The sequence below is a fragment of the Paraburkholderia sp. HD33-4 genome (genome assembly GCF_021390635.1).
Classification (GTDB): Bacteria; Pseudomonadota; Gammaproteobacteria; order Burkholderiales; family Burkholderiaceae; genus Paraburkholderia.
The window spans coordinates 3,130,779-3,154,455 of record NZ_JAJEJS010000001.1 but is presented as its reverse complement, the minus strand read 5'-3'; the positions used below and the strand labels follow the sequence as shown (position 1 = coordinate 3,154,455).

19 protein-coding genes are annotated in these 23,677 nt (G+C 63.9%); 10 read left to right on the top strand and 9 right to left on the bottom strand.

Annotated elements, in window-relative coordinates:
• Nucleotide 1 precedes the first annotated feature (1 nt).
• Together L0U84_RS13945 and L0U84_RS13940 are read right to left on the bottom strand one after the other, a co-directional pair.
• Nucleotides 2-1,192, bottom strand: coding sequence for an ABC transporter permease (locus tag L0U84_RS13945; protein WP_233850586.1), 1,191 nt, complete (start codon nt 1,190-1,192; stop codon nt 2-4).
• 293 nt (nt 1,193-1,485) lie between these two features.
• Nucleotides 1,486-2,532, bottom strand: a complete 1,047-nt coding sequence (locus L0U84_RS13940; RefSeq protein ID WP_233850584.1) for a sugar ABC transporter substrate-binding protein — start codon at nt 2,530-2,532, stop codon at nt 1,486-1,488.
• Nucleotides 2,533-2,811: 279 nt separating this feature from the next.
• Here L0U84_RS13940 and L0U84_RS13935 point away from each other — a divergent pair, with 279 nt between their 5' ends.
• From L0U84_RS13935 to L0U84_RS13920, 4 genes are all read left to right on the top strand, one after another.
• Nucleotides 2,812-3,696 carry a MurR/RpiR family transcriptional regulator gene (locus tag L0U84_RS13935; protein ID WP_233850582.1) on the top strand — a complete coding sequence of 295 codons (885 nt, stop codon included), beginning with the start codon at nt 2,812-2,814 and terminating at the stop codon, nt 3,694-3,696.
• Complete coding sequence (gene iolG, locus L0U84_RS13930; protein ID WP_233850580.1) at nt 3,689-4,705, top strand: inositol 2-dehydrogenase; 1,017 nt, start codon at nt 3,689-3,691, stop codon at nt 4,703-4,705. Before L0U84_RS13935 ends, iolG begins: the two co-directional genes overlap by 8 nt.
• Nucleotides 4,705-5,751: a Gfo/Idh/MocA family oxidoreductase gene (locus L0U84_RS13925; RefSeq protein ID WP_233852022.1), complete on the top strand. Its 1,047-nt coding sequence runs from the start codon at nt 4,705-4,707 to the stop codon at nt 5,749-5,751. The genes iolG and L0U84_RS13925 overlap by 1 nt, the downstream gene beginning before the upstream one ends.
• A 186-nt stretch (nt 5,752-5,937) precedes the next feature.
• Complete coding sequence (locus L0U84_RS13920) at nt 5,938-6,165, top strand: sulfurtransferase TusA family protein (protein WP_026225937.1); 228 nt, start codon at nt 5,938-5,940, stop codon at nt 6,163-6,165.
• Nucleotides 6,166-6,264: 99 nt separating this feature from the next.
• Here the strand turns inward: L0U84_RS13920 and galU are convergent, their stop codons facing one another.
• Both galU and L0U84_RS13910 read right to left on the bottom strand, forming a co-directional pair.
• Nucleotides 6,265-7,146, bottom strand: coding sequence for a UTP--glucose-1-phosphate uridylyltransferase GalU (gene galU / locus L0U84_RS13915; protein ID WP_233850579.1), 882 nt, complete (start codon nt 7,144-7,146; stop codon nt 6,265-6,267).
• A 62-nt stretch (nt 7,147-7,208) separates the two neighbouring features.
• Nucleotides 7,209-10,088, bottom strand: a complete 2,880-nt coding sequence (locus L0U84_RS13910) for a valine--tRNA ligase (RefSeq protein ID WP_233850578.1) — start codon at nt 10,086-10,088, stop codon at nt 7,209-7,211.
• 35 nt (nt 10,089-10,123) lie between these two features.
• Here L0U84_RS13910 and L0U84_RS13905 point away from each other — a divergent pair, with 35 nt between their 5' ends.
• The 3 genes from L0U84_RS13905 (at nt 10,124) to L0U84_RS13895 (ending at nt 14,195) form a co-directional block, all read left to right on the top strand.
• The gene (locus tag L0U84_RS13905) at nt 10,124-10,336 is read left to right on the top strand and encodes a hypothetical protein (RefSeq protein WP_233850577.1); all 213 of its coding nucleotides are present in this window, start codon (nt 10,124-10,126) and stop codon (nt 10,334-10,336) included.
• A 704-nt stretch (nt 10,337-11,040) separates the two neighbouring features.
• On the top strand, nt 11,041-13,404 hold the full coding sequence (locus L0U84_RS13900; protein WP_233850576.1) for a UvrD-helicase domain-containing protein: 2,364 nt from the start codon (nt 11,041-11,043) through the stop codon (nt 13,402-13,404).
• Entirely contained in the window at nt 13,401-14,195 is a 795-nt protein-coding gene (locus L0U84_RS13895; protein ID WP_233850575.1) for a 5'-methylthioadenosine/adenosylhomocysteine nucleosidase, read from the top strand. The genes L0U84_RS13900 and L0U84_RS13895 overlap by 4 nt, the downstream gene beginning before the upstream one ends.
• A 32-nt stretch (nt 14,196-14,227) precedes the next feature.
• Here the strand turns inward: L0U84_RS13895 and L0U84_RS13890 are convergent, their stop codons facing one another.
• The 5 genes from L0U84_RS13890 to L0U84_RS13870 all read right to left on the bottom strand — a co-directional run bounded on the left by L0U84_RS13890 (nt 14,228) and on the right by L0U84_RS13870 (nt 19,348).
• Nucleotides 14,228-16,132, bottom strand: a complete 1,905-nt coding sequence (locus L0U84_RS13890) for a propionate--CoA ligase (protein WP_233850574.1) — start codon at nt 16,130-16,132, stop codon at nt 14,228-14,230.
• An 894-nt stretch (nt 16,133-17,026) separates the two neighbouring features.
• Complete coding sequence (locus tag L0U84_RS13885) at nt 17,027-17,551, bottom strand: RDD family protein (RefSeq protein ID WP_233850573.1); 525 nt, start codon at nt 17,549-17,551, stop codon at nt 17,027-17,029.
• A gap of 21 nt (nt 17,552-17,572) precedes the next feature.
• On the bottom strand, nt 17,573-18,340 hold the full coding sequence (locus L0U84_RS13880) for a DUF3106 domain-containing protein (protein WP_233850572.1): 768 nt from the start codon (nt 18,338-18,340) through the stop codon (nt 17,573-17,575).
• A 16-nt stretch (nt 18,341-18,356) separates the two neighbouring features.
• Nucleotides 18,357-18,788 (bottom strand): DUF3619 family protein, encoded by a 432-nt coding sequence (locus L0U84_RS13875; protein ID WP_233850570.1) that lies wholly within the window; start codon nt 18,786-18,788, stop codon nt 18,357-18,359.
• The gene (locus tag L0U84_RS13870) at nt 18,785-19,348 is read right to left on the bottom strand and encodes an RNA polymerase sigma factor (RefSeq protein WP_233850568.1); all 564 of its coding nucleotides are present in this window, start codon (nt 19,346-19,348) and stop codon (nt 18,785-18,787) included. Before L0U84_RS13870 ends, L0U84_RS13875 begins: the two co-directional genes overlap by 4 nt.
• A gap of 356 nt (nt 19,349-19,704) precedes the next feature.
• Between L0U84_RS13870 and L0U84_RS13865 the strand changes: the two genes are divergently transcribed.
• The 3 genes from L0U84_RS13865 (at nt 19,705) to ilvC (ending at nt 23,206) form a co-directional block, all read left to right on the top strand.
• On the top strand, nt 19,705-21,468 hold the full coding sequence (locus L0U84_RS13865) for an acetolactate synthase 3 catalytic subunit (RefSeq protein WP_233850566.1): 1,764 nt from the start codon (nt 19,705-19,707) through the stop codon (nt 21,466-21,468).
• A 124-nt stretch (nt 21,469-21,592) separates the two neighbouring features.
• Nucleotides 21,593-22,084: an acetolactate synthase small subunit gene (ilvN, locus tag L0U84_RS13860; protein WP_008920618.1), complete on the top strand. Its 492-nt coding sequence runs from the start codon at nt 21,593-21,595 to the stop codon at nt 22,082-22,084.
• A gap of 105 nt (nt 22,085-22,189) precedes the next feature.
• On the top strand, nt 22,190-23,206 hold the full coding sequence (ilvC, locus tag L0U84_RS13855) for a ketol-acid reductoisomerase (RefSeq protein WP_008920617.1): 1,017 nt from the start codon (nt 22,190-22,192) through the stop codon (nt 23,204-23,206).
• Nucleotides 23,207-23,677 lie beyond the last annotated feature (471 nt).

Here is a 23,677-nt window from a genome sequence, read left to right as displayed (position 1 = left end):
TCTAGCGCGAGGCCGCGACGCGGCCGCGCACGTAGTGGTTGAACAGCACGGCGAACAGCAGCATCACGCCGAGAAACACGCGGAACCAGTCGGAATCGACGTTGGTGTAGGTGATGCCGATCTGCACGACACCGAAGATCAGCGCACCGAAGCAGGCGCCGATCACCGAGCCGTAGCCGCCCGTCAGCAGCGTGCCGCCGATCACCGCGGCGATGATCGCCTCGAACTCGGCCTGCAAGCCGCGGTCGGCCGCGGCAGAACCGATGTCGCAGACCTGCAGCACCGCGTACAGCGCCGAGCAGAACGCGGTCAGCACGAACAGCGAAATCTTCACGCGACGGACCGGCACGCCGACGTTCTTGGCCGCGTTGGCGTCGCCGCCGACCGCGAAAATCCAGTTGCCGAAGCGCGTTTTGGCGAGCGTGAACGCGCAGACCACGGCGAGCACGAGCCACCACAGCAGCACCTTGGGAATGCCCGGCACGAGCGGCGTGCCGTTGTCGAGCATCTTCACGAGACCGAGGTGGCCGAGCCATACGAACAGGCCTCTGAACGCGACGCCCTGGAAGAACGTGTGCGCGAACCAGTCCTGGCGCGCGACGTCACCGACGCCGGAGATGATCGTGCGATCGGCGAACATCACCGATAGCGCGAGGGTGAGACCGCGCAGAATGAACAGGAATGCGAGCGTGACGATGAACGACGGCAGGCGCGTGCGCATCACCAGGTAGCCATTGAGCGCGCCGAGCAGCATCGAGCCGACGAACGCGAACACGATCGCGAGCCAGATCGGCCAGTGGAAGTACATGGTGGGCAGCGCGACCATCATGCCGGCAAAGCCGATCATCGAGCCGATCGACAGATCGAACTCGCCGGCGATCATCAGCAGGCACGCGCCGACCGAGATCAGACCGAGATAGGCGGCGACCTGCGACCAGTTCATCACGCCATCGAGGTTGAACATCCCCGAGTTGCCGGCCGCCATGCCGAACACGATGAACACCATCACGGTGCCGGCGAGCGCCGCGAATTCGGGTCGGCCTAGCAGATGGCGGAACCAGGATTCCTCGCGCACGCGTTCGTCGCTGGCAGTGGATTGCGAGGCGCTCGTTGCAGCGGATTTCGCCGGGTCCTGCGGATCAGGCGGCGGTTGCTTGCGGTGATGGGGATGAAACAGGTCGGCGACACCCATTGAAGCTCTCCTTGAGACGCCCGCGACAGGCGGGTCGGCGCGATGCCGTGGGCGTTTGCTACGCGGAATGCGTGAAGGCGAACGAAGAAGCAATGCAATAAAATCGGCGCGATATAAGCGCAGCGCGATAGGTCGCGCAACTCAGCAGCGCAACACAATCTGCGCAACCAGCCGCCAATAAAATCTGCCCGGCGGGCGAGTGCCGGCAAGACGGAATGCGTCCGGCCGGTCACCGCCTCTTTCAACCTTGCCGCCAGCGCGGCGGCCTGCTCTCGCGATGGGTTGCCGGCCGCTCAGCGGTACTGACCCGCGTACTTCAGCACCTTGTCGACATTTTCCTTGGTGATGAAGCCCGGACCCGAGCCGATATTGCGCGGCCCATACGACGGTGCGAGCCCATAGGTCGCGAGACGCTCCTTGAACTTCGGATTCGCCTGCAGGATCTCGCGGATCTTCACGGGATCGGTCGTGTTGTTCTTCTTCACGATCGCCAGCACGGCAACCGGAATGTAGCCCTGCAAATACGGTTGCTGGTCGATCGCGAACTGGATCGTGCCGTCCTGGATGCCCTTTGCGATGTCGCTGTCGAAGTCGAACGTCGCGAACCAGATCTTGCCCGCGAGGCCCATCTGCTGCAGCGCCTTCAACGTCGGATCGGCCGACAGCGGACCAAGCGTCAGCACCGCCTGGGTATCCGGATGGTTGCGCAGGAACGCGCTGACCTTCGACTGCACGCCGGTCGGGTCCTGGCCCGCGTCGAGCGTCGAGGTCTTGAAGTTGGCGCCGATCGCTTCGGCGAAACCGCGGCAGCGTTCGAACGAGGCCGGGTTCGTCGCGTAGTGGTTCACGCACAGGAACGACTTGATGCCGGCGGCCTTGGCCTTTTCGCCCGCCGCCTTGCCGGCCGCGAACTCGGGCTGGCCGACGTGCATGATCGCGCCGAGCTTCGCGCTTTGCTCCTCGGTGCCCGAATTGATCGTGACGAGCGGAATGTGTTTCTCGGTGACCTTGCCGATCGAGTTCTTCAGCACGTCGAAGTCGGCGATCGATACGATCACGCCGTCGTAGTTGCGCGCGGCCGCCTGCTCGACGAGACGCGCCATGTCGGCGATGTCGCCGTTCGGCGGGTTGCGGTAGTCGGTCTGAACGTTGAAGTCTTCGTCGGCCTGTTTGATCGCGTTCTTGATCGTGTTCCACCACGAGTCCGAATCCGGCGCGTGGCTGATCAGCACGAAGTGGGCGTCCGCCGCGCGGGCGGCCGACGCCGCGCCGAATCCGGTCGCCAACGTCAACGCCGTCACCAGAATCCTGAGCGTTGCCTTGCCTCTGCAAAGTCTCATTGTCTCCACCTTTCTCGGTCTGTCGTTCGTTATTGAGGGAGCGCCTGACGGGCGGCTTTCCATGCCGATGCTGAGCGGCATAACGAGGCCGAAGCGCCATCGCTCACGACCAAGAGTAGGTCATCTTCCGATGCCTTGCAAAGAAAATTTCATGAGAAATAAAAATGGAAAATACGTTCCATTTGATGGGTCGGCCGCCTATACTCCGCATCGTCGGATGTGTGCTGCGGCGGGCCGCGGGCGCGTCTGCCGCATTGCAGGAAACCCCGAGAGGCAGTCATGGCGGAACAGATCACCGAAGAAGCGTTGCCGAGCGTCGACGAATTGATGCAGCGCATCGCGGATACCTACGAGTCGCTGCCGCGTCAGCTCAAGAGCGTCGCGACGTATATCGAGCAACATCGCTCGAGCGTGATGATGGATCGCACCAGCGATATCGCCGCGAGCTGCGGCGTGCATCCGTCGGCGGTCGTGCGCTTTGCGCAGCGTTTCGGTTTTTCTGGCTTCTCCGATCTGCAGGCGGTGTTTCGTCAGGCTTATACCGGGCAGGGCGTGTCGTCGCCGAGCTATCAGCAGCGCATCCGCAAGCTGATCGACGAGAAGCCCGGCACGTTGTCGGGCGGCTCGGTCGCCCGCGAGTTCATCGCCGCGTCGCGCGGCGGGCTCGAAGAACTCGAAGCGGGCCTCGACGACAAGCAGTTCGACGCCGCCGTGAAGATGCTGCAGCAGGCCGACAACATCTACGTGATCGGCGTACGGCGCTCGTTTCCGGTCGCGAACTACATCGTCTACGCGCTGCAGCATACGCACAAGCGCGTGCATCTCGTGTCCGGTTTCGGCGGCATGTATCGCGAGCAGATCCGCAGCGTCAGGAAGGGCGACGTGGTGATCGCGATCAGCTTCGCGCCGTACGGCAAGGAGACGCAGTACTGCCTGCGCGTCGCGCATCATCATCAGGCGAAGACGCTCGTCATTACGGACAGCCAACTATCGCCGCTCGCGCGCTACGCGAGCACGCAACTCTACGTGAAAGAGGGCAGCGCGTTCGCGTTCCGCTCGCTCACCAGCACGATCTGCCTGTGCCAGGCGCTCTTCATCGCGCTCGCGTACAAGCTCGAACTGAACGTTGAAGAATCCAACGACACTGGAGGCTACGATGACTGACGCGGTAAACACGATCGACGTTGCCGTATTCGGCGCGGGACGCATCGGCAGGATCCATGCGGCGAATCTGGCGCGACAGCCCGGCGTGCGGCTCAAATACGTGGTCGACGTGAATCGCGAGGCAGCGGCCGCGCTCGCCGCGCAGCATGGCGCGCAGGTCGCGGATATCGACGGCGCGATCGGCGACGCGTCGATCGGCGCGACCGTGATCTGTTCGAGCACCGACACGCATGCGGACCTGATCGTCAAATCGGCCGCGCAGAACAAGCACGTGTTCTGCGAGAAGCCGGTCGATCTCACGCTGGAGCGTGCGCGGATGTGCGCGCAGGCGGTGGAGCGCGCGGGTGTCGTGTGCATGATCGGCTTTCAGCGGCGCTTCGATCCGACGTTTGCCGCGTTGAAGGCGCGCCTCGACGCGGGCGAGATCGGCACGCCCGAGATGCTCGTCGTCACGAGCCGCGATCCAGGCGCGCCGCCGGTCGAGTACATCCGGCGCTCCGGCGGCATCTTCAAGGACATGCTGATTCACGACTTCGACATCTGCCGCTGGATCCTCGACGACGAAGCCGACACGCTGCACGCCACCGGCAGTTGCCTCACCGACCACGCGATCGCCGACGCGGGCGACGTCGACTCGACCGCGGTGACGATCCGCACGAAGCGCGGGCGCCTGTGCCAGATCAACACCACGCGGCGCGCCGCGTACGGCTACGACCAGCGCTTCGAAGTGCTCGGCAGCGCCGGCATGCTGCAGGCGGGCAACGTGCGGCCGACCGAGGTCACCGCTTACTCGAAGACGGAAGTGTCGACCGACGTGCCGGAGGCGTTCTTTCTCGAGCGTTATCGCGCGGCCTACGCGCTCGAGATCGCGCATTTCTTCGATGCGCTCACGCACGGCAAGCCGGTGCGCACGACAGTCGCCGACGGCCTGAAAGCGCTCGAACTGGCGGACGCCGCGACGCGTTCGTGGCGCGAGGGCCGCGCGGTCAAACTCGGCGAGGCAGCGTGATGAAGCCCGCCACGGAACGCTTGCGGCTCGGTGTGGTCGGCCTTGGGCGGCTCGGCAAGCGGCATGCGGAAAATCTCGCGTATCGCGTGCCGGGCGCGACGCTCGCGGCCGCGTGCAGCCCGCTCGAAGACGAACTCGCATGGGCGCGCGATGCGCTACCCGAGCCGCGTCTTTACGCGGATTACGCGGACCTGCTCGCCGATCCGCACGTCGACGCGGTGTGGCTCGTCACGCCGTCGTCGCTGCACGCGCAGCAGATCGTCGACGCATTGCAGGCCGGCAAGCATGTGTTCTGCGAAAAGCCGCTGTCGCTCGATGTCGCCGAATGCGAGCGCGTGCTGACCGAGGCGGCGCGCTATCCGCATCTGCAGGCGACGATCGGCTTCATGCGCCGCTTCGATCCGAGCTACCGCGACGCGTTCGACAAAATCGCCGCCGGCCAGATCGGCCGGCCGTTCCTCGTGCGCTCGCAAACCACCGATAAAAACGACACCGACGGTTTCTTCGTGCGCTTCGCGGCGACCTCGGGCGGCATCTTTCTGGACTGCACCGTGCACGACATCGACGTGGCCCGCTGGCTGCTCGGCAAGCCGCGCGCGACGCGCGTGTTCGCCGCGGGCACGATCGCGCTGCACGAGGGGCTGCGCGAATTCAGTGATGTCGACAACGGCGTTGCGATCTGCGAGTTCGAGGGCGGCAAGCTGGCGATGTTCTACGCGTCGCGCACGCAGGCGCACGGCAACGATACGCATAGCGAAGTGATCGGCACGGCGGGCGCGCTGACGATCGGCCGCAATCCGCGCGCGAATCGCGTCGAGATCTACGACGCGAACGGCATTCGCAACGAATGCACGCCGAACTTTTTCGACCGCTTTGAGGACGCGTTTCTGCACGAGGCGCGCGCGTTCGTCGCGTCGGTGCAAGACGGGGCGGGCAAGGGCGAGGCGGCGCAGAGCGGCGCGACGCTTGCCGATGCGCTCGAAGCGACGCGCATCGGCGTGGCGCTGCGCGAGTCCCTGCAAAGCGGCGAGGCGGTGACGCTGTAACGGCGCGCGGCACTGCGTGCGCGCGGAATCGGGCGATCGGCGATCGGGAGTCGGGCGGCGATCGCACCGCTCGCCGCCGTGCGGTGTCGCGCACTGCCCGGCGGCGGTGCTCCGCCTGCTGTAGAATTTGACGCTCTGTCCGGCGTCGTCAGCGACGCCCCGTCCCCAAGGTCATCGTCGATGCAAATTCAGATTCACAAGGAAGTCGATGCGCGCGGGCTCATGTGCCCGCTGCCCATCCTGCGCGCCAAGAAGGCGCTCGCCGACATGGAAAGCGGCCAGATTCTCAAGGTGCTCGCCACCGATCCCGGCTCGCAGCGCGATTTCGCCGCGTTCGCGAAGCAGACCGGCAACGAGATCGTCGAAAGTTCGGCGCATGACAAGGTATTTACGTTTCTGATGCGGCGTCGTTGAGCGGCATTCGGTAAATCCGTCCGTCCGATGTAAAAAAGAAGGCGCTGTCCCCATTATTCGGGGCACAGCGCCTTCTTCGTTTCAGCCTGGGTTTTGGTGTCAGCCTTCGAGGACCGGCGAGCGGGTGCGCAGATATTCTTCGAAATCGGCGGCCACTTCCGGGTGACGCAGCGCGAACTCGACAGTCGCCTTCAGATAGCCCAGCTTGCTGCCGCAGTCGAAACGCGTGCCGTGATACTTGTACGCGAGCACCTGTTCGTCGGCGAGCAGCGACTGGATCGCGTCCGTCAACTGCAACTCACCGCCTGCGCCCGGTTTGATGGAGCGCAGATGATCGAAGACGCGCGGCTTCAGCACATAACGGCCCACCACGCCGAGGTTCGACGGCGCCACGCTCGGCTCCGGCTTTTCGACGATGCCCGACATCTTGATGATCGAGTCTTCCCACTCCTTGCCGTCGACGATGCCGTACGACTTCGTGTCCTGCGGCGGGATCTCTTCGACGCCGATCACCGAGCTGTGATAGTGATCGAACACCTCGATCATCTGCGTCATCACGGGCGGCGTGCCGTACAGCAGGTCGTCCGCGAGGATCACGGCGAACGGGTTGTCGCCGACCAGCTTCTCGGCGCACAGCACCGCGTGGCCGAGGCCCAGCGCCTCTGCCTGGCGCACGTAGAAGCAGTCCACGTGGCTCGGCTTGATGCTGCGCACGAGTTCGAGCAGTTTGTCCTTGCCGCGCGCCTCGAGTTCGGCCTCGATCTCATAGGACTTGTCGAAATGGTCTTCGATCGCGCGCTTGCTGCGGCCCGTGACGAAGATCATTTCGGTGATGCCGGCCGCCATGGCCTCTTCGACAGCGTACTGAATCAGCGGCTTGTCGACGATCGGCAGCATCTCCTTCGGGCTAGCCTTGGTGGCGGGGAGGAAGCGGGTGCCAAGACCTGCTACCGGAAAAACCGCCTTCGTAACTTTTAGCATGTGAATACCCTGAGTCCTCTGGTTAAATCTTTGCCCGCCGTTGAGGAGGGCGGGCGCGTCGATCAGGCCGGCAGGCGGGCCAGTTGGGCTTTCAGCTTGCCGACGGTGGCTTCGAAATCCGCAAGCCGTTTCTGCTCCTGTTCCACGACCGCGGCCGGCGCCTTCGCCACGAACGCCTGATTCTGCAGCTTACCGTTGCATTTGACGATTTCGGCGCTCAATCGCGTGATCTCTTTCGACAGGCGCTCGCGTTCGACCGCCGCGTCGATTTCGACCTTCAACACGAGCTTGTCGGTTCCTACGATAGCAATCGGCGCGCCATCCGCCTGGGCGTCGAGCGCGGCCTCGTCGGCGATGATTTGCACTTCCGACAGACGCGCCAGCGCTTGAGCATAGGGCGCGAACGTACCAAGGCGCTCCGCGTTGCCGGTGGCGAGCAACGGCACCTTGACCGCCGGCGACAGGTTCATTTCTCCGCGCAGATTGCGGCAAGCATCGATCATCGCTTTGAGGTCGGCCGCCCACTGCTCGGCGTCTTCATCAAGCTTCGACGGCTCCGCGATGGGGTACGGCTGCACCATGATGGACGCCTCGCCGTCGGCCTTGCCTTCGGGGTAGCGGCCCGCGAGCGGCGCCACTTTCTGCCACAGCGCTTCAGTGATGAACGGGATCACCGGATGCGCGAGGCGCAGCACCGTTTCGAGCACACGCAACAGCGTGCGGCGCGTGGCGCGCTGCTGGTTCGGCTGACCCGTCTGGATCTGGACCTTGGCGAGTTCGAGGTACCAGTCACAATATTCGTCCCATACGAACTTGTATAGGGCGTTGGCCACATTGTCAAAACGATAGTCGGAAAAGCCCTTGGCGATTTCCGCTTCCACGCGCTGCAGTTGCGACACGATCCAGCGGTCGGCCTGCGAGAAATGCAGATGGCCTTCTGGCCCGCATTCACCACATTGCGCCGGCTGGCCGAAACCGCAGTCATGGCCTTCGCAGTTCATCAGCACGAAGCGCGTGGCGTTCCACAGCTTGTTGCAGAAGTTGCGGTAGCCCTCGCAGCGAGCGAGGTCGAAATTGACGTTGCGGCCGAGCGTGGCCATCGACGCCATCGTGAAGCGCAGCGCGTCGGTGCCGAACGCCGGAATGCCGTCCGGAAACTCCTTGCGGGTCTTCTTCTCGATCGATGCGGCCTGCCTCGGATTCATCAGGCCGGTGGTGCGCTTCGCGACCAGCGCGTCGAGCTCGATGCCATCGACGATATCGATCGGGTCGAGCGTGTTGCCCTTGCTCTTCGACATCTTCTGGCCTTCGGCGTCGCGCACGAGGCCGTGCACGTAGACCGTGTCGAACGGCACCTTGCCGGTGAAGTGCGTGGTCATCATGACCATGCGCGCGACCCAGAAGAAGATGATGTCGAAACCGGTGACGAGCACCGACGACGGCATGAAGTGCTTCAGCTCTTCTGTTTCGTTCGGCCAGCCGAGCGACGAGAACGGCACCAGAGCGGACGAGAACCACGTGTCGAGCACGTCTTCGTCGCGCTTCAACGAGCCGGCGTAGCCGGCCGCGGCGGCCTTCGCGCGGGCTTCCTCTTCGGTCTTCGCGACGAACACCTCGCCGCTCTCGCCGTACCACGCCGGAATCTGATGTCCCCACCACAGCTGACGCGAGATGCACCAGTCCTGGATGTTTTCGAGCCACTGGTAGTAGGTGGTGGTCCAGTTTTCCGGCACGAATTTGATCTGGCCGTTGCGTACGACGTCGAGCGCGGTTTCGGCGATCGACTTGCCCGGATTGAACGTGCCTTGGGGTGCGGGCTTGCTCATCGCGACGAACCACTGGTCGGTCAGCATCGGCTCGATCACGACCCCGGTGCGGTCGCCGCGCGGCACCATCAGCTTGTGCGGTTTGACCGATTCGAGCACGCCGAGCGTCTCGAGATCGGTGACCACCAGCTTGCGGGCGTCGAAACGGTCGAGACCGCGGTATTTTTCGGGCGCGTTGTCGTTGATTCTCGCGTCGAGCGTCAGGATTTCGATTTGCGGCAGCTTGTGGCGCAGGCCGACCTGGTAGTCGTTGAAATCGTGCGCGGGCGTGACCTTGACGACGCCGGTGCCGAATTCGCGGTCGACGTAGTCGTCGGCGATGATCGGCACTTCGCGGTTCGACAGCGGCAGCGTGACGGTCTTGCCGATCAGATGCGCGTAGCGCTCGTCTTCCGGGTGCACCATCACGGCGGTGTCGCCGAGCATGGTTTCCGGACGGGTGGTGGCGACGGTCAGATGGCCCGAGCCGTCGGTCAGCGGATACTGGATGTGCCACAGGTGGCCGTTTTCTTCCTCGCTGACGACTTCGAGGTCGGACACGGCGGTGAGCAACACCGGGTCCCAGTTCACGAGGCGCTTGCCGCGATAGATCAGACCCTGTTCATACAGACGCACGAACACGTCGCGCACGGCGGCCGACATCTTGTCGTCCATCGTGAAGTATTCGCGCGACCAGTCGATCGACGCACCGAGACGACGCACCTGATTCGTAATGGTCGAGCCGGACTGCTGCTTCCACTCCCACACGCGCTCGACGAACTTCTCGCGGCCGAGGTCATGGCGCGACACGCCCTGCGCGTCGAGCTGCCGTTCGACGACGATCTGCGTGGCGATGCCCGCGTGGTCGGTACCCGGCACCCACAGCGTGTTCTCGCCGAGCATGCGGTGATAGCGGGTGAGGCCGTCCATGATGGTCTGGTTGAACGCGTGGCCCATGTGCAGCGTGCCCGTGACGTTCGGCGGCGGCAGCTGGATCGAGAAATCCTTGCGGTTCGCGTCGAAGGAGGGTGCGGCGTAGGCGCGCTTTTCCCATTCAGGGCCCCAGTGGGCTTCGACGGTGTGGGGTTCGAAGCTTTTTGCAAGCGTCGAGGTGGGGTCGCTCGGGGTGTCGCTCATGTTTCTGGTTAAAGGCAGGATTTTGGAGGCGGAGAATGGTTGATTATAGCTGGGGAGGGGGTTTTGCCGGCCGGCGGCTGGGTTTGGATGGTGCCCTTGGGCAGGGCGGCGTTTTTTTCGTTGTTCTGGCTTGGTTGGCCTTTGCTTGTTGTGTTATCGGTCTGTTGGCGTTGCCACTGTGCGGGGCGGCGCTTTTTTCGTTGTTCTTGCGTGGTTGGCCTTTCCTTGTTGTGTTAGCGGTCTATTAGCGTTGCCCCTGTGCGGGGCGGCACCTACTTTCTTTGCTGCTGCAAAGAAAGTAGGCAAAGAAGACAGCTCAAACCGCCAGCTCATAAGCGGGTCCCCTGGCTCGGAGCGGGCAGTGGTGCATCTGGAATCCGTGCCCCCGCACATTCCGCTCCGGTGACAAAGCCATCATCCCTCCCACTCCGCACTGCGTGCGTCGCGGACGGGTCTGCCAGGAGAATCAACGGTTTTGCCCGCGCAGCGGGGCCGTCGGCTACGCCTCGGCGATGCGCCGGAACAACCAGTGGTTTTTGAACGGGGATTCGGCGCGCGTAGCGCCGCCGGAGGGATGACGGCCTTGTCACAGGTGCGGAATGTGCGGGAGCACGGATTCCAGATGCACCACTAACTCATGCGGAGCGGGGGACCCGCTTAAGAGTTAGCGGTTTGAGCTGTCTTCTTTGCCTACTTTCTTTGCAGCAGCAAAGAAAGTAGGTGCCGCCCCGCACAGGGGCAACGCTAATAGACCGATAGCACAACAAGGAAAGGCCAACCACGCAAGAACAACGACAAAAGCCCCGCCCCGCACCGGGGCCCGACAACACAGCAAGGAAAGGCCAACCAAGCCAGAACAACGAAAAACTCCAACCCTCATCCAGAAGAACCAAAAAAAGCCCAGCCCCCGCCGGGGCATATAATGTCCCCCGAACTGCGCTCCGCGAAAAACATGCCTGACCTCCTCTCGAATCTAAACCCCGAACAACACGCCGCCGTCACACTCCCGAATGAGCCCGCCCTGATCCTGGCGGGCGCGGGGAGCGGCAAAACCCGAGTTCTGATCACCCGCATCGCGTGGCTGATCCAGCAAGGCCTCGCGTCCCCCGCGACCGTCCTCGCGGTGACCTTCACCAACAAAGCCGCCCGCGAAATGATGGCGCGCCTCTCGGCGCTCTTGCCGATCGATACGCGCGGCATGTGGATCGGCACGTTCCACGGCCTGTGCAACCGGATGCTGCGCGCGCATCACCGCGACGCCGGGCTGCCCGCCACCTTCCAGATTCTTGATACCGCGGACCAGCTGTCGGCGATCAAGCGCCTGATGAAGGGCCTCAACATCGACGACGAAAAGTACCCGGCGAAAAACCTCCAGTACTTCATCAACAACGCCAAAGAGCAGGGCCTGCGTCCCAAAGACGTCGATGCCACCGACAACTTCAATCGCAAGTTCGTCGAGCTCTACGAAGCCTACGATCAGCAGTGCCAGCGCGAAGGCGTCGTCGACTTCCCCGAACTGCTGCTGCGCTGCTACGAACTGCTCGCGCACAATCCGCCGCTGCGCGCGCATTACCAGGCGCGCTTCAGGCACATCCTCGTCGATGAGTTTCAGGACACCAACAAGCTGCAGTACGCGTGGCTCAAGATGCTCGCGGGACAGCACAACGCAATCTTCGCGGTCGGCGACGACGACCAGTCGATCTACGCGTTCCGCGGCGCGAACGTCGGCAACATGCGCGACTTCGAGCACGAGTTCAACGTGCGCAATCTCATCAAGCTCGAACAGAACTATCGCTCGCACGGCCATATTCTCGATGCCGCCAACCAGCTGATCGCGAACAACTCGCGGCGCCTCGGCAAGAATCTGCGCACCGACGCAGGCCACGGCGAACCGGTGCGCGTCTACGAATCGGCAACCGATTCGCAGGAGGCCGGCTGGATCGTCGAAGAGATTCGCGCACTGATCAACACCGGCCTGTCGCGCAGCGAAATCGCCGTGCTCTACCGCAGCAACGCGCAGTCGCGCACGATCGAGCACACGCTCGTCAACGCGGGCATCGCGTATCGCGTGTACGGCGGCCTGCGCTTTTTCGAGCGGCGGGAAGTCAAGGAAGCGCTCGCGTATCTGCGCCTGATCGATAACCCGAACGACGACACCGCGTTCGCGCGCGTCGTCAATTACCCGACCCGCGGCATCGGCGCGCGTTCGATCGAACAGCTTGCCGACGCGGCGCGTCTGTACAACTGCGCGATGGCCGCGGCGATTCCGTACGTCGCCGGCAAAGCCGGTTCGAGCCTCGTCGCGTTCGCGAACCTCATCGGCAAGATGCGCGCCGACACACAGCAGATGAGCCTGCCGGAAACCGTCGAGTACGTGGTCCGCGCGAGCGGTCTCGCCGACTTCTATCAGAACGAGCGCGAAGGCCAGGATCGCCTCGAAAACCTGCAGGAACTCGTCAATGCGGCCGCCGCGTTCGTCAGCGAGGAGGGCTACGGGATCGATACGCCCGCGCGCTCGATTCCGCTGCGCCCGGGCGCGAGCGCCGCACCCGAACTCGCGGTTGCAACCGACGATCCGAACACGGTGGTGCTCGACGCGCCGGGCATCGCCGATCCGGCGCAGAACCCCGACACGATGACCCCGCTCGCGGGCTTCCTGTCGCACGCATCGCTCGAAGCGGGCGATAACCAGGCGCAGGCCGGCCAGGAAGCGGTGCAACTGATGACCGTGCACGCGGCCAAGGGCCTCGAATTCACCGCGGTGTTCATCACCGGTCTCGAAGAAGGGCTGTTCCCGCACGAGAACAGCGCGATGGAGTCGGACGGCCTCGAAGAAGAGCGGCGCCTGATGTACGTCGCGATCACGCGCGCGAAGGAGCGGCTGTACCTGTCGTTTGCGCAGAGCCGGATGCTGCACGGCCAGACCCGCTACAACATTCGCTCGCGCTTCTTCGACGAATTGCCGCAGGAAACGCTGAAGTGGCTCACGCCGAAGGTCGAGGCGGGCTCGCGCTGGGGCGGCCGCTCGGACAACGCTGGCTACGGGCGCGACTGGTTCGCGCGGCCCGGTTACGGTGGCGGTTCGGCGTCGACGGCGGCGGTGACTTCCGCGCCGGCACCCGCGTTCGCGAACGCGCAGCGTGCGGCCGAAACGGGCTTCCGCGTCGGTCAACAGGTGTTCCACACGAAGTTCGGCGAAGGCACGATCACCGCGCTCGAAGGCAACGGCACCGACGCGAAGGCGCAGGTGCGCTTCAAGCGGCACGGCGAGAAGTGGCTGGCGCTGGCGGTGGCTAAATTGCAGGCGGTGGAATGAGCACACCCTTGAACATCAGCCATGGTGCGCGGCGGCCGCTCGGCGTTCTGGCCGCGTTGCCGCAGGAACTCGGCGACCTGATCGAAGCGATGCGCGCGGAGGCGGGTGTGCGCACGGTCACGCACGGCCAGCGCGATTATCACGTCGGCACCGTGCACGGCACGCCGTGCGTGGTCACGCTCGCGCGCGTCGGCAAGGTCGCGGCGGCCGCGACGGTCAGCGCGCTGATTCACGCGTTCGATGTCGAAGCGATCGTGTTCACCGGTGTCGCGGGCGGGGTCGGCGTTGAGGTGCACGTCGGCGATATCGTCGTCGCGAGCACGCTGATGCAGCACGATATCGACGCGTCGCCGCTGTTTCCGCGCTTCGAGGTGCCGTTGCTCGGCATGTCGCGCTTCGCGGCCGATGCGGCGCTCGCCGAGCGTCTCACGGCCGCCTGTGAGCAGTTCGTCGCCGAGGAGGGAGCGGCCTGCGCGGCGCGTTTCGGTACGCGCGAGCCGCGCGTGCATTGTGGCCTGATCGTCAGCGGCGATCAGTTCGTCGCGAGCGCGGCGGCCGTCGCGGCGTTGCGCGAGGCGCTGCCCGATGCGCTCGCGGTCGAGATGGAGGGCGCGGCGATCGCGCAGGTCTGCTACGAGTACGGCGTGCCGTGCGCGGTCGTGCGCACGATCTCCGATACCGCCGACGACCACGCGCCGGGCTCGTTCATGGCGTTCCTGACCGGGATCGCGGGCACGTATTCGAATGCGATCCTCGCGCGCTTTCTCGGCACGCGGGACACCGCGGGCTGAGCGCCCGCGGGTTCGTCCGCTCGTTCGTCCGCTTATTTCTTCCTGTCGTCGCCGAGCGCGTCGCGCACCTGCTGCAGCGCGGCCGGATCTTCGATCGTCGGCAGATCGCCCGGCTCGCGCCCCTCGGCGAGCGCCGCGATAGCGCGGCGCAATAGCTTGCCGGAGCGCGTCTTCGGCAGCATCGATACCATCACCACGCGCGCGGGCCGCGCAATCGAGCCGAGATGGCGGTCGACCGTCATCGTCAGTTCGGCCGAGAGCCGCGCTCGCTCGCTCGGGTCGCCTTCGGCTTGCGCGCCGCGCAGCACGACGAAGGCCATCGCCGCCTGACCTTTGACCGGATCGGTCACGCCGACCACCGCGACTTCCGCGACGGCCGCGTGGCTCGACAGCGCCTCCTCGATTTCGCGCGTGCCGAGGCGATGGCCCGCGACGTTGATCACGTCGTCGGTGCGGCCGAGGATCGTCACGTAGCCGTCCTCGTCCTGCACGCCCCAGTCGAACGTCGAATAGACCTGCTGGTTCGGCACGCTCTCCCAGTAAGTGCTGACGAAGCGCTTGTCGTCGCCCCATACCGTCGACATGCAGCCCGGCGGCAGCGGATAGTCGAGCGTCAGCACACCTTTTTCGCCGGGTGCGCAGGGCTCGCCGCTCAGCTCGTCGCGCACGGTCAGGCTATAGCCGATCGAGGGCACGCCCGGCGAGCCGAGCTTGGTTGGCAGTGCTTCGATGCCTCGCGGAATCGCGAGCATCGGCCAGCCGGTTTCGGTCTGCCAGTAGTTGTCGATCACCGGTTTGTTCAGCGCGTTCGAGATCCATGCGGCGGTCGGTTCGTCGAGCGGTTCGCCGGCGAGAAACAGCGTGCGCAGGCTCGACAGATCGGCTGCTTTCATCAGTGCCGGGTCCTGCTTCTTGAGCACGCGTATCGCGGTCGGCGCGGTGAACATCAGGTTGACCTTGTGCTGCTCGACGAGCCGCCACCAGATGCCGCCGTCCGGGCGAATCGGCGTGCCTTCGTACATCACGGTGGTCAGCCCCGCGATCAGCGGCGCGTACACGATGTAGCTGTGGCCGACCACCCAGCCGACGTCGGACGCGGTGAACATCGTGTCGCCGGGCTTGCCCTCGAAGATGTATTCCATCGATGCCGCGAGCGCGACCGCATAGCCGCCGACATCGCGTTGCACGCCCTTCGGCTTGCCGGTCGTGCCCGAGGTGTACAGCACGTACGACGGTTCGTTCGATTCGAGCCATTCGCACGGCACGTGGGCGTCGAAAAACTGTTCGCGCAGCGGCTCGTAGGCGACGAGGTACGGCGCATTCAGACGCTCGGGTGCGAGTTGCCGGTCGATCAGCAGCACGTGCGGGGTCTTGTGCATCGCGCGCGCGAGCGCTTCGTCGACGAGCGGCGTGTAGTCGACCACTTTGCCTCCGCGCGCGCCGGCGTCGGCGGTGACGATCAGCACGGGCTTCGCGTCGTCGATGCGCGCGGCGAGATTCGGCGCCGCGAAGCCGCCGAACACGACCGAGTGGATCGCACCGAGCCGCGCGCACGCGAGCATCGCGAACAGTGCCTCGGGGATCATCGGCAGATAGATCAGCACGACCTCGCCGCGCTTCACGCCGAGCGAGCGCATGACCGCGGCCATCCGGTTGATTTCGGCGTGCAGTTCGGCGTACGTGTAGTGCCGCTCGATGCCGGTTTCCGTCGATACGTAGACGAGTGCGTTCTGCTGCGCGCGCTCGGCCAGATGACGGTCAACCGCGTTATGACAGAGGTTCGTGCGGCCGCCGACGAACCAGCGTGCGAACGGCGGTTTCGAGCGGTCCAGCACGGTGCCGAATGGCGTGTGCCAGTGAATGCGTTGGGCTTCTTCGCGCCAGAAGGCTTCGGGGTTGTCGATCGAGCGGCGGTGGAAATCGCGGTAGCGGGTCATCGGCGGCGATCCTCATGCGGCGGGTGGGCGCCTGGCGGCGCGGGGGGGGGGCACCAGTGGCATTGTGCGCCGGAAATTGTGCCCCATGCGGGGCGGTGCTTTTTGTCGTTGTTCTGGCTTTGTTGGCCTTTCTTGCTGTGTTGTCGGGCCCCCTGTGCGGGGCGGGGCTTTTGTCGTTGTTCTGGCTTTGTTGGCCTTTCCTTGTGTGTTGTCGGTCTATTAGCGTTGCCCCTGTGCGGGGCGGCACCTACTTTCTTTGCTGCTGCAAAGAAAGTAGGCAAAGAAGACAGCTCAAACCGCCAGCTCATAAGCGGGTCCCCTGGCTTGGAGGGGGCAGTGGTGCATCTGGAATCCGTGCCCCCGCACATTCCGCTCCGGTGACAAAGCCATCATCCCTCCCACTCCGCACTGCGTGCGTCGCGGACGGGTCTGCCAGGAGAACCAATGGTTTGGCCCGCGCAGCGGGGGCCGTCGGCTCGCCTCGGCGACGCGCCGGGATAACCAGTGGTTTTTGAAGGGGGATTCGGCGCGCGCAGCGCCGCCGGAGGAATGACGGCCTTGTCACTGGTGCGGAATGTGCGGGAGCACGGATTCCAGATGCACCACTACCTCATGCAGAGCGAGGGACCCGCTTAAGGGTTAGCGGTTTGAGCTGTCTTCTTTGCCTACTTTCTTTGCAGCAGCAAAGAAAGTAGGTGCCGCCCCGCACAGGGGCAACGCCAATAGACCGATAACGCAACAAGGAAAGGCCAACAAAGCCAGAACAACGACAAAAGCGCCGCCCCGCACAGGGGCAACGCTAATAGACCGATAAGACAGCAGGGAGCGGCCAACAAAGCCAGAACAACAAAAAAAGCCCGCCCCCGCCCAAGGTGTCAACACAAGCCCGCGCGCTCAGCGCCCAACCGCTACCACCCGCGTACCCGCGAGCCGGTCATGCAAAAACTGCCGCTGCGGATCAAAACGCCCGCTCGCGGCCCACGCGACGAACCAGACGCCCGCGATAACGAGCGTCTGCGGCACCCGCAACCCAAGCATCGGATGCAACGCCAGCGGCGGCAAAAACCACAACCAGGCGAGCACATAACGCCCAATCGCCCGTCCACCAGAAACCGGCGCGCCATCAGCGCCAACAACCCGCAACCGCCAGGTTTTCATCGGCAGCGTCTGGCCGCCGTGGGTCCAGAACCAGACGAAATACACGCCAACCACGAGTGCGATCCAGGCGGCTAGCAGGTTGTGATGCGCAAGCCCGTTGCGCTGCTGCGTGAGCGTACTGAACAGATAGCCGGCGAGAAACACGACGCCGAACAGAATAACTGCTTCATACAGCAATGCCGCGAGCCGCCGCCGGACGGTGGGCGCCATGCCGTCGGGTACGGCGGCGGGCAGAGTAGGGGTGGCGAGCGGCTGGGACATGTAACGGGCTCGGGATCGGAATCAGGAGCCGTGGAAGATCGCCGGCGCCTCGGCTGGCGACACCGGCACCGGCGTCGCCGGCACGAAGCTGCCCGCCGCCGGAATCGCGGGCGGCGACGGCAGCGAGGCCGCGGCCGGCGCGGAGGCAGCCGGCGCGGCGCTCGCCGCCGCGGTAGCGCTGGCACCGTGCTCGCGCGCGTTCACAAGCCGGTCGATACCCTTGATCTCGTTGCGAGCCGACGGTGGCGCGCTGACGACGCTGGGGCGGCGCTTGTGCTCGCTCGCGGCGAGCCGCTCCTTCGTTTCTTCAGGCAGCTGCTGGTACGCTTTCCATGCGTTCTGGCGGGCTTCGCGCGGCAACTCCTTCGAAACCTGGTAGTTCTCGCGCGCGACGCGGCGTTGATCGGGCGTCATCCGCACCCATTCGCTCATGCGCTCATGCAGACGCTTTTGCGCATCCGGCGACATCTTTGCGTATCGCGACGCGATCTTGATCCATTTGCGCTTGCGTTCGTCGCTAAACGAGTCCCACTGGGATTCGAATGGCGCGAGCGCGACATGGTCGGCCGCACTCAGGCGCGACCATGCGAGCGGGCTGTTGCTGCCCGGCAGGCCGGGCAATTCGACGGAAAGTGCGGGAGCGGGAGCGGGTGCAGCGACGTTGACGCCGGGCGACGGATTGCTCACCGACGACGGGCTCGGATGAAAGCGCGGATAGGTCGCGACAAACGACACCAGGGCCGCGATCGTGCATCCGAAAACAACGGCCAGGCCGCGCTTGTAACTCACCCGAGGAATCTCCCGCTCAGTGGGCGCGTGAAAGATACGCGTTGAAGCCGTGGTCGAGATAGGCATTGAGCGGCAGGTCGTCGCTTAGCATGGCGGCATCGATATCGGCGAGTTCGGCGGTGCGCTGGTGGTCTTCCCAGTATGCGATGCCGATCAGGCTCACGACCAGCGCGGCGAGCGGCCACGCGAGCGCGAAGCGGCGCAGCGGCCAGCGGCGGCGCGGCTCGAGGCCTCCCTGCGGCAGCCCCGCCATCCCGGCCGGCATGCCGGCGAACGCGGGCACGAACACCGGCGCGCTGACGGTTTCGGGCTTTTTGCGCGCCAACGCGGCGCGACGTGCAGCGGCGAGCCGGTCGACGGTGGCGGAAGGGAGGCTGGCGGTGTTTTCGTCGAGCGCGCGGCGCAGTTGACGCGCAAACTCGAGTTCTGTGTTTTCGAGGGAGCTCATAGCGTGATTCCTTTCGCCTTGAGCGCTTGCGCGAGCGTGTGGGTGGCCCGGGAGCAGTGCGTTTTCACACTGCCTTCGGAGCAGCCCATTGCGGCGGCAGTCTCGGCGACATCCATATCCTCCCAATAACGCATGAGAAACGCCTCCCGTTGACGTGCCGGTAATTTCTGGATCTCGTCGTCGATCAACTGAAGGACCTGCTCGCGTTCGAGCTTCTGTTCGTTGCTCTCGGAGCCAGCCGAACCCGCCTCGGCCTCGAAGGTTTCCAGCGGATCGAATTCGTCGTCGTCGGCATTGCCGAGCGACGAGAACAGACTAACCCACGTATTGCGTACTTTGGCACGACGGAAATAGTCGTGCGTCGCATTCTGCAGAATACGCTGAAACAGCAGCGGTAGCTCTGCCGCCGGACGATCGCCGTATTTCTCGGCGAGCTTGATCATCGCGTCCTGCACGACGTCGAGGGACGCATCGTCGTCCCGCACGGCGTAGACCGTCTGCTTGAACGCGCGCCTTTCGACGCCCGCCAGAAAATCGGCGAGTTCCTTGTCTGATGCCATCCGTGTGGGGTCGGCGCAGCAAGCGTGCGCGTAATCGGTCGAAAAATGTCGTAAAACTCGCGGATGCTAACAAACTTTTGCTCCGATAGGGGCGAAACATGCGTGAGCTTGCATTTTCCTGACGGTTGACATTCCGTCCGATCGCCTGCTCCTACGCGCGAGCCGCTGGCAATATTTTCTTGACCGCGAGCGCGCCAGCAGCTATCGTCGCTGGTTCGCAACATAAGTGAGTTGTCTCAATTGAGGTGTGGCCCAAGAAGCCCACCTGTCAACTGGACGCGCCGCTTGAACCCGAGTCACGAGCCCGGCAGAGAGCACCCGATCAATTTTTTGCCGAAAATTCGAAAGGTGAATCAATGAATATGCCCAGCGCGGAATTCTCCACGTCGGATACGACCCCCCATCACGAAGCAGACTCTATCGGCGCCACCGTGCTCATGAAGGCACTGGCCGACGAAGACGTCGAGTTCATCTGGGGCTATCCCGGCGGCTCGGTACTCTACATTTACGACGAGTTGTACAAGCAGGACAAGTTCGAGCACGTGCTCGTGCGCCACGAACAGGCCGCCGTGCATGCTGCCGACGCCTACGCCCGCTCCACCGGCAAGGTCGGCGTGTGTCTCGTGACCTCCGGCCCCGGCGTCACCAATGCGGTGACCGGCATCGCCACCGCCTATATGGATTCGATCCCGATGGTGGTGATCAGCGGCCAGGTGCCGACTGCCGCGATCGGTCAGGACGCATTCCAGGAGTGCGACACGGTCGGCATCACGCGTCCCTGCGTGAAGCACAACTTCCTCGTGAAGGACGTGCGCGATCTCGCCGCCACCGTCAAGAAAGCTTTCTATATTGCCCGTACCGGCCGTCCCGGCCCGGTGCTGATCGACATTCCGAAGGACGTGTCGAAGGCGCCGTGCCAATACGAGCCGATCAAGAGCGTGTCGCTGCGCTCGTACAACCCGGTCACGAAGGGCCACTCCGGTCAGATCCGCAAGGCGGTATCGCTGCTGCTGTCGGCGAAGCGCCCGTATATCTACACCGGGGGCGGCATCGTGCTCGCGGATGCGTCGCGTGAGCTGAACCAGTTTGTCGATCTGCTCGGCTATCCGGTCACCAACACGCTGATGGGTCTGGGCGGCTACCGCTCGAGCGACAAGAAATTCCTCGGCATGCTCGGCATGCATGGCACGTACGAAGCCAACATGGCGATGCAGCACTGCGACGTGCTGATTGCCATCGGCGCACGCTTCGACGACCGCGTGATCGGCGATCCGAATCACTTCGCGTCGCGACCGCGCAAGATCATCCATATCGACATCGATCCTTCCTCCATTTCCAAGCGCGTCAAGGTCGACATTCCGATCGTCGGCGACGTGAAGGAAGTGCTGAAGGAACTGATCGAGCAGTTGCAGACGGCCGAGCATGGCCCGGATACCGCGGCGCTCGCCGACTGGTGGAAGGATATCGAAGGCTGGCGCTCGAAAGACTGCCTCAAGTTCGACCGCAAGAGCGAGATCATCAAGCCGCAGTACGTGGTCGAAAAGGCGTGGGAGTTGACCGACGGCAACGCGTTCGTTTGCTCCGACGTCGGCCAGCACCAGATGTGGGCCGCGCAGTTCTACAAGTTCAACAAGCCGCGTCGCTGGATCAACTCCGGCGGCCTCGGCACGATGGGCTTCGGCTTGCCGGCCGCGATGGGCGTGAAGATGGCCCATCCGGACGACGATGTGCTGTGCATCACGGGCGAAGGCTCGATCCAGATGTGCATTCAGGAGCTGTCGACCTGCAAGCAGTACGACCTGCCGATCAAGATCATTTCGCTGAATAACCGCTATCTGGGCATGGTGCGCCAGTGGCAGCAGATCGAATACAGCAAGCGCTATTCGCATTCGTACATGGATGCGCTGCCGGACTTCGTGAAGCTCGCCGAAGCGTACGGTCACGTGGGCATGCGCATCGAGCGCACGGCCGATGTGGAACCGGCGCTGAAGGAAGCGCTGCGTCTGAAGGATCGCACGGTGTTTCTCGACTTCCAGACCGACCCGACCGAAAACGTCTGGCCGATGGTTCAGGCCGGCAAGGGCATCACCGAGATGCTCATGGGTTCGGAAGATCTTTAACGACGGGGCGTTTGGTTAAATCCAGCGCTGGCTTCGTGATGCGCGCCTTCACAAAAGGCGAGGGCAGACGAAGCGGCGCCGCTCCGCTCGCAGACATCGACACTACATCTGGAAGAAGCGAAACATGAGACACATCATTTCCGTCCTGCTGGAAAACGAACCGGGCGCGCTGTCTCGCGTGGTGGGGCTGTTCTCGGCACGCGGCTACAACATTGAAACCTTGACGGTGGCTCCGACCGAAGACCGTTCGCTGTCGCGCATGACCATCGTCTCCGTTGGCTCGGACGACGTGATCGAACAGATCACGAAGCATCTGAACCGCCTGATCGAGGTGGTGAAAGTGGTCGACCTTACCGAGGGAGCCCACATCGAACGCGAGCTGATGCTGATCAAGGTGAGGGCGGTCGGCAAGGAACGTGAGGAGATGAAGCGGATGTCGGACATTTTCCGCGGCCGCATCATCGACGTCACCGAAAAGACCTACACGATCGAACTGACTGGGGCGAGCGATAAGCTCGACGCCTTCATCGAGGGGCTCGACTCCACGGCGATTCTCGAGACGGTCCGTACGGGCAGCTCGGGCATCGGTCGCGGCGAGCGCATTCTGAAGGTCTGACGTCACGATCGAAAGGCCGGGCAACGCGGCATCGCCCGGCCGGCAATAACAACATTCGCAGTACCTGAATTTCTCTGAATCATCGAATCTAGCCAAGGAACCGACATGAAAGTTTTCTACGACAAGGACGCCGATCTCTCCCTCATCAAGGGCAAGCAGGTCACCATCATCGGCTATGGCTCGCAAGGCCATGCGCACGCGCTGAACCTCAAGGAAAGCGGCGTGAACATCACGGTCGGTCTGCGCAAGGGCGGCGCATCGTGGAGCAAGGCTGAAAACGCTGGCCTGCAAGTGAAGGAAGTCGCGGAAGCGGTGAAGGGCGCGGACGTCGTCATGATGCTGCTGCCGGACGAGCAGATCGCCGACGTGTACGCAAAGGAAGTCCACGCGAACATCAAGCAGGGTGCAGCGCTCGCGTTCGCGCACGGCTTCAACGTTCACTACGGCCAGGTGATCCCGCGCGCCGACCTCGACGTGATCATGATCGCGCCGAAGGCACCGGGCCACACGGTTCGCGGCACGTACTCGCAAGGTGGCGGCGTGCCGCACCTGATCGCGGTTGCGCAAGACAAGTCGGGCGCGGCGCGCGACATCGCGCTGTCGTACGCGGCGGCTAACGGCGGCGGCCGTGCCGGCATCATCGAAACGAACTTCCGCGAAGAAACCGAAACCGACCTGTTCGGCGAGCAGGCCGTGCTGTGCGGCGGTACCGTCGACCTGATCAAGGCCGGTTTCGAAACGCTGGTCGAAGCGGGTTACGCGCCGGAAATGGCGTACTTCGAGTGCCTGCACGAACTGAAGCTGATCGTCGACCTGATCTACGAAGGCGGCATCGCGAACATGAACTACTCGATCTCGAACAACGCCGAGTACGGCGAGTACGTGACGGGTCCGCGCATCGTGACCGCTGAAACGAAGAAGGCGATGAAGGCCGTACTGACCGACATCCAGACCGGCGAGTACGCGAAGAGCTTCATCATCGAGAACAAGGCTGGCGCGCCGACGCTGCAATCGCGTCGTCGTCTGACGGCCGAGCACCAGATCGAGCAGGTTGGCTCGAAGCTGCGCGCGATGATGCCGTGGATCGCGAAGAACAAGCTCGTCGACCAGTCGAAGAACTAAGCGTCTCGACGTAACGAGGTCGGGCGCGGCGCTTCGGCGCGACGGCCGGACCAGTCAAAAAGCCGTCCAAGGGTGCTGAACCCTGGGCGGCTTTTGCTATCCTACGGTTTTACGTGCGACACGCACGCTCGTGTCCGGGTCGTCCCCAACGTAAGGGGACATCGACTAGCGGTATCAGGAGGGCGTCATTACGAGCCTAACCGACCGCGAAAGTGCAATGTGGGGCCTCACGAAGCCTCGTAGTCTTTGCACTTCTTGTAACGAAGCGATCCCGGTATGGGTATGCCGGGCATCGCTATATGCGACGACTGGTGTGCTTTACTTCTCCGGCCATCGCATTGCATTGACCTGATTACCGTCAGGTTCCGCCCAATCAGCGGCTTCAACTCCGCTGACAAAGCGGAGTGGAGTATGTAAATCCCGCGCCTTCGGGCAACGGTTTTGTTATGAGAACACGAGCGCAAGCTCGGT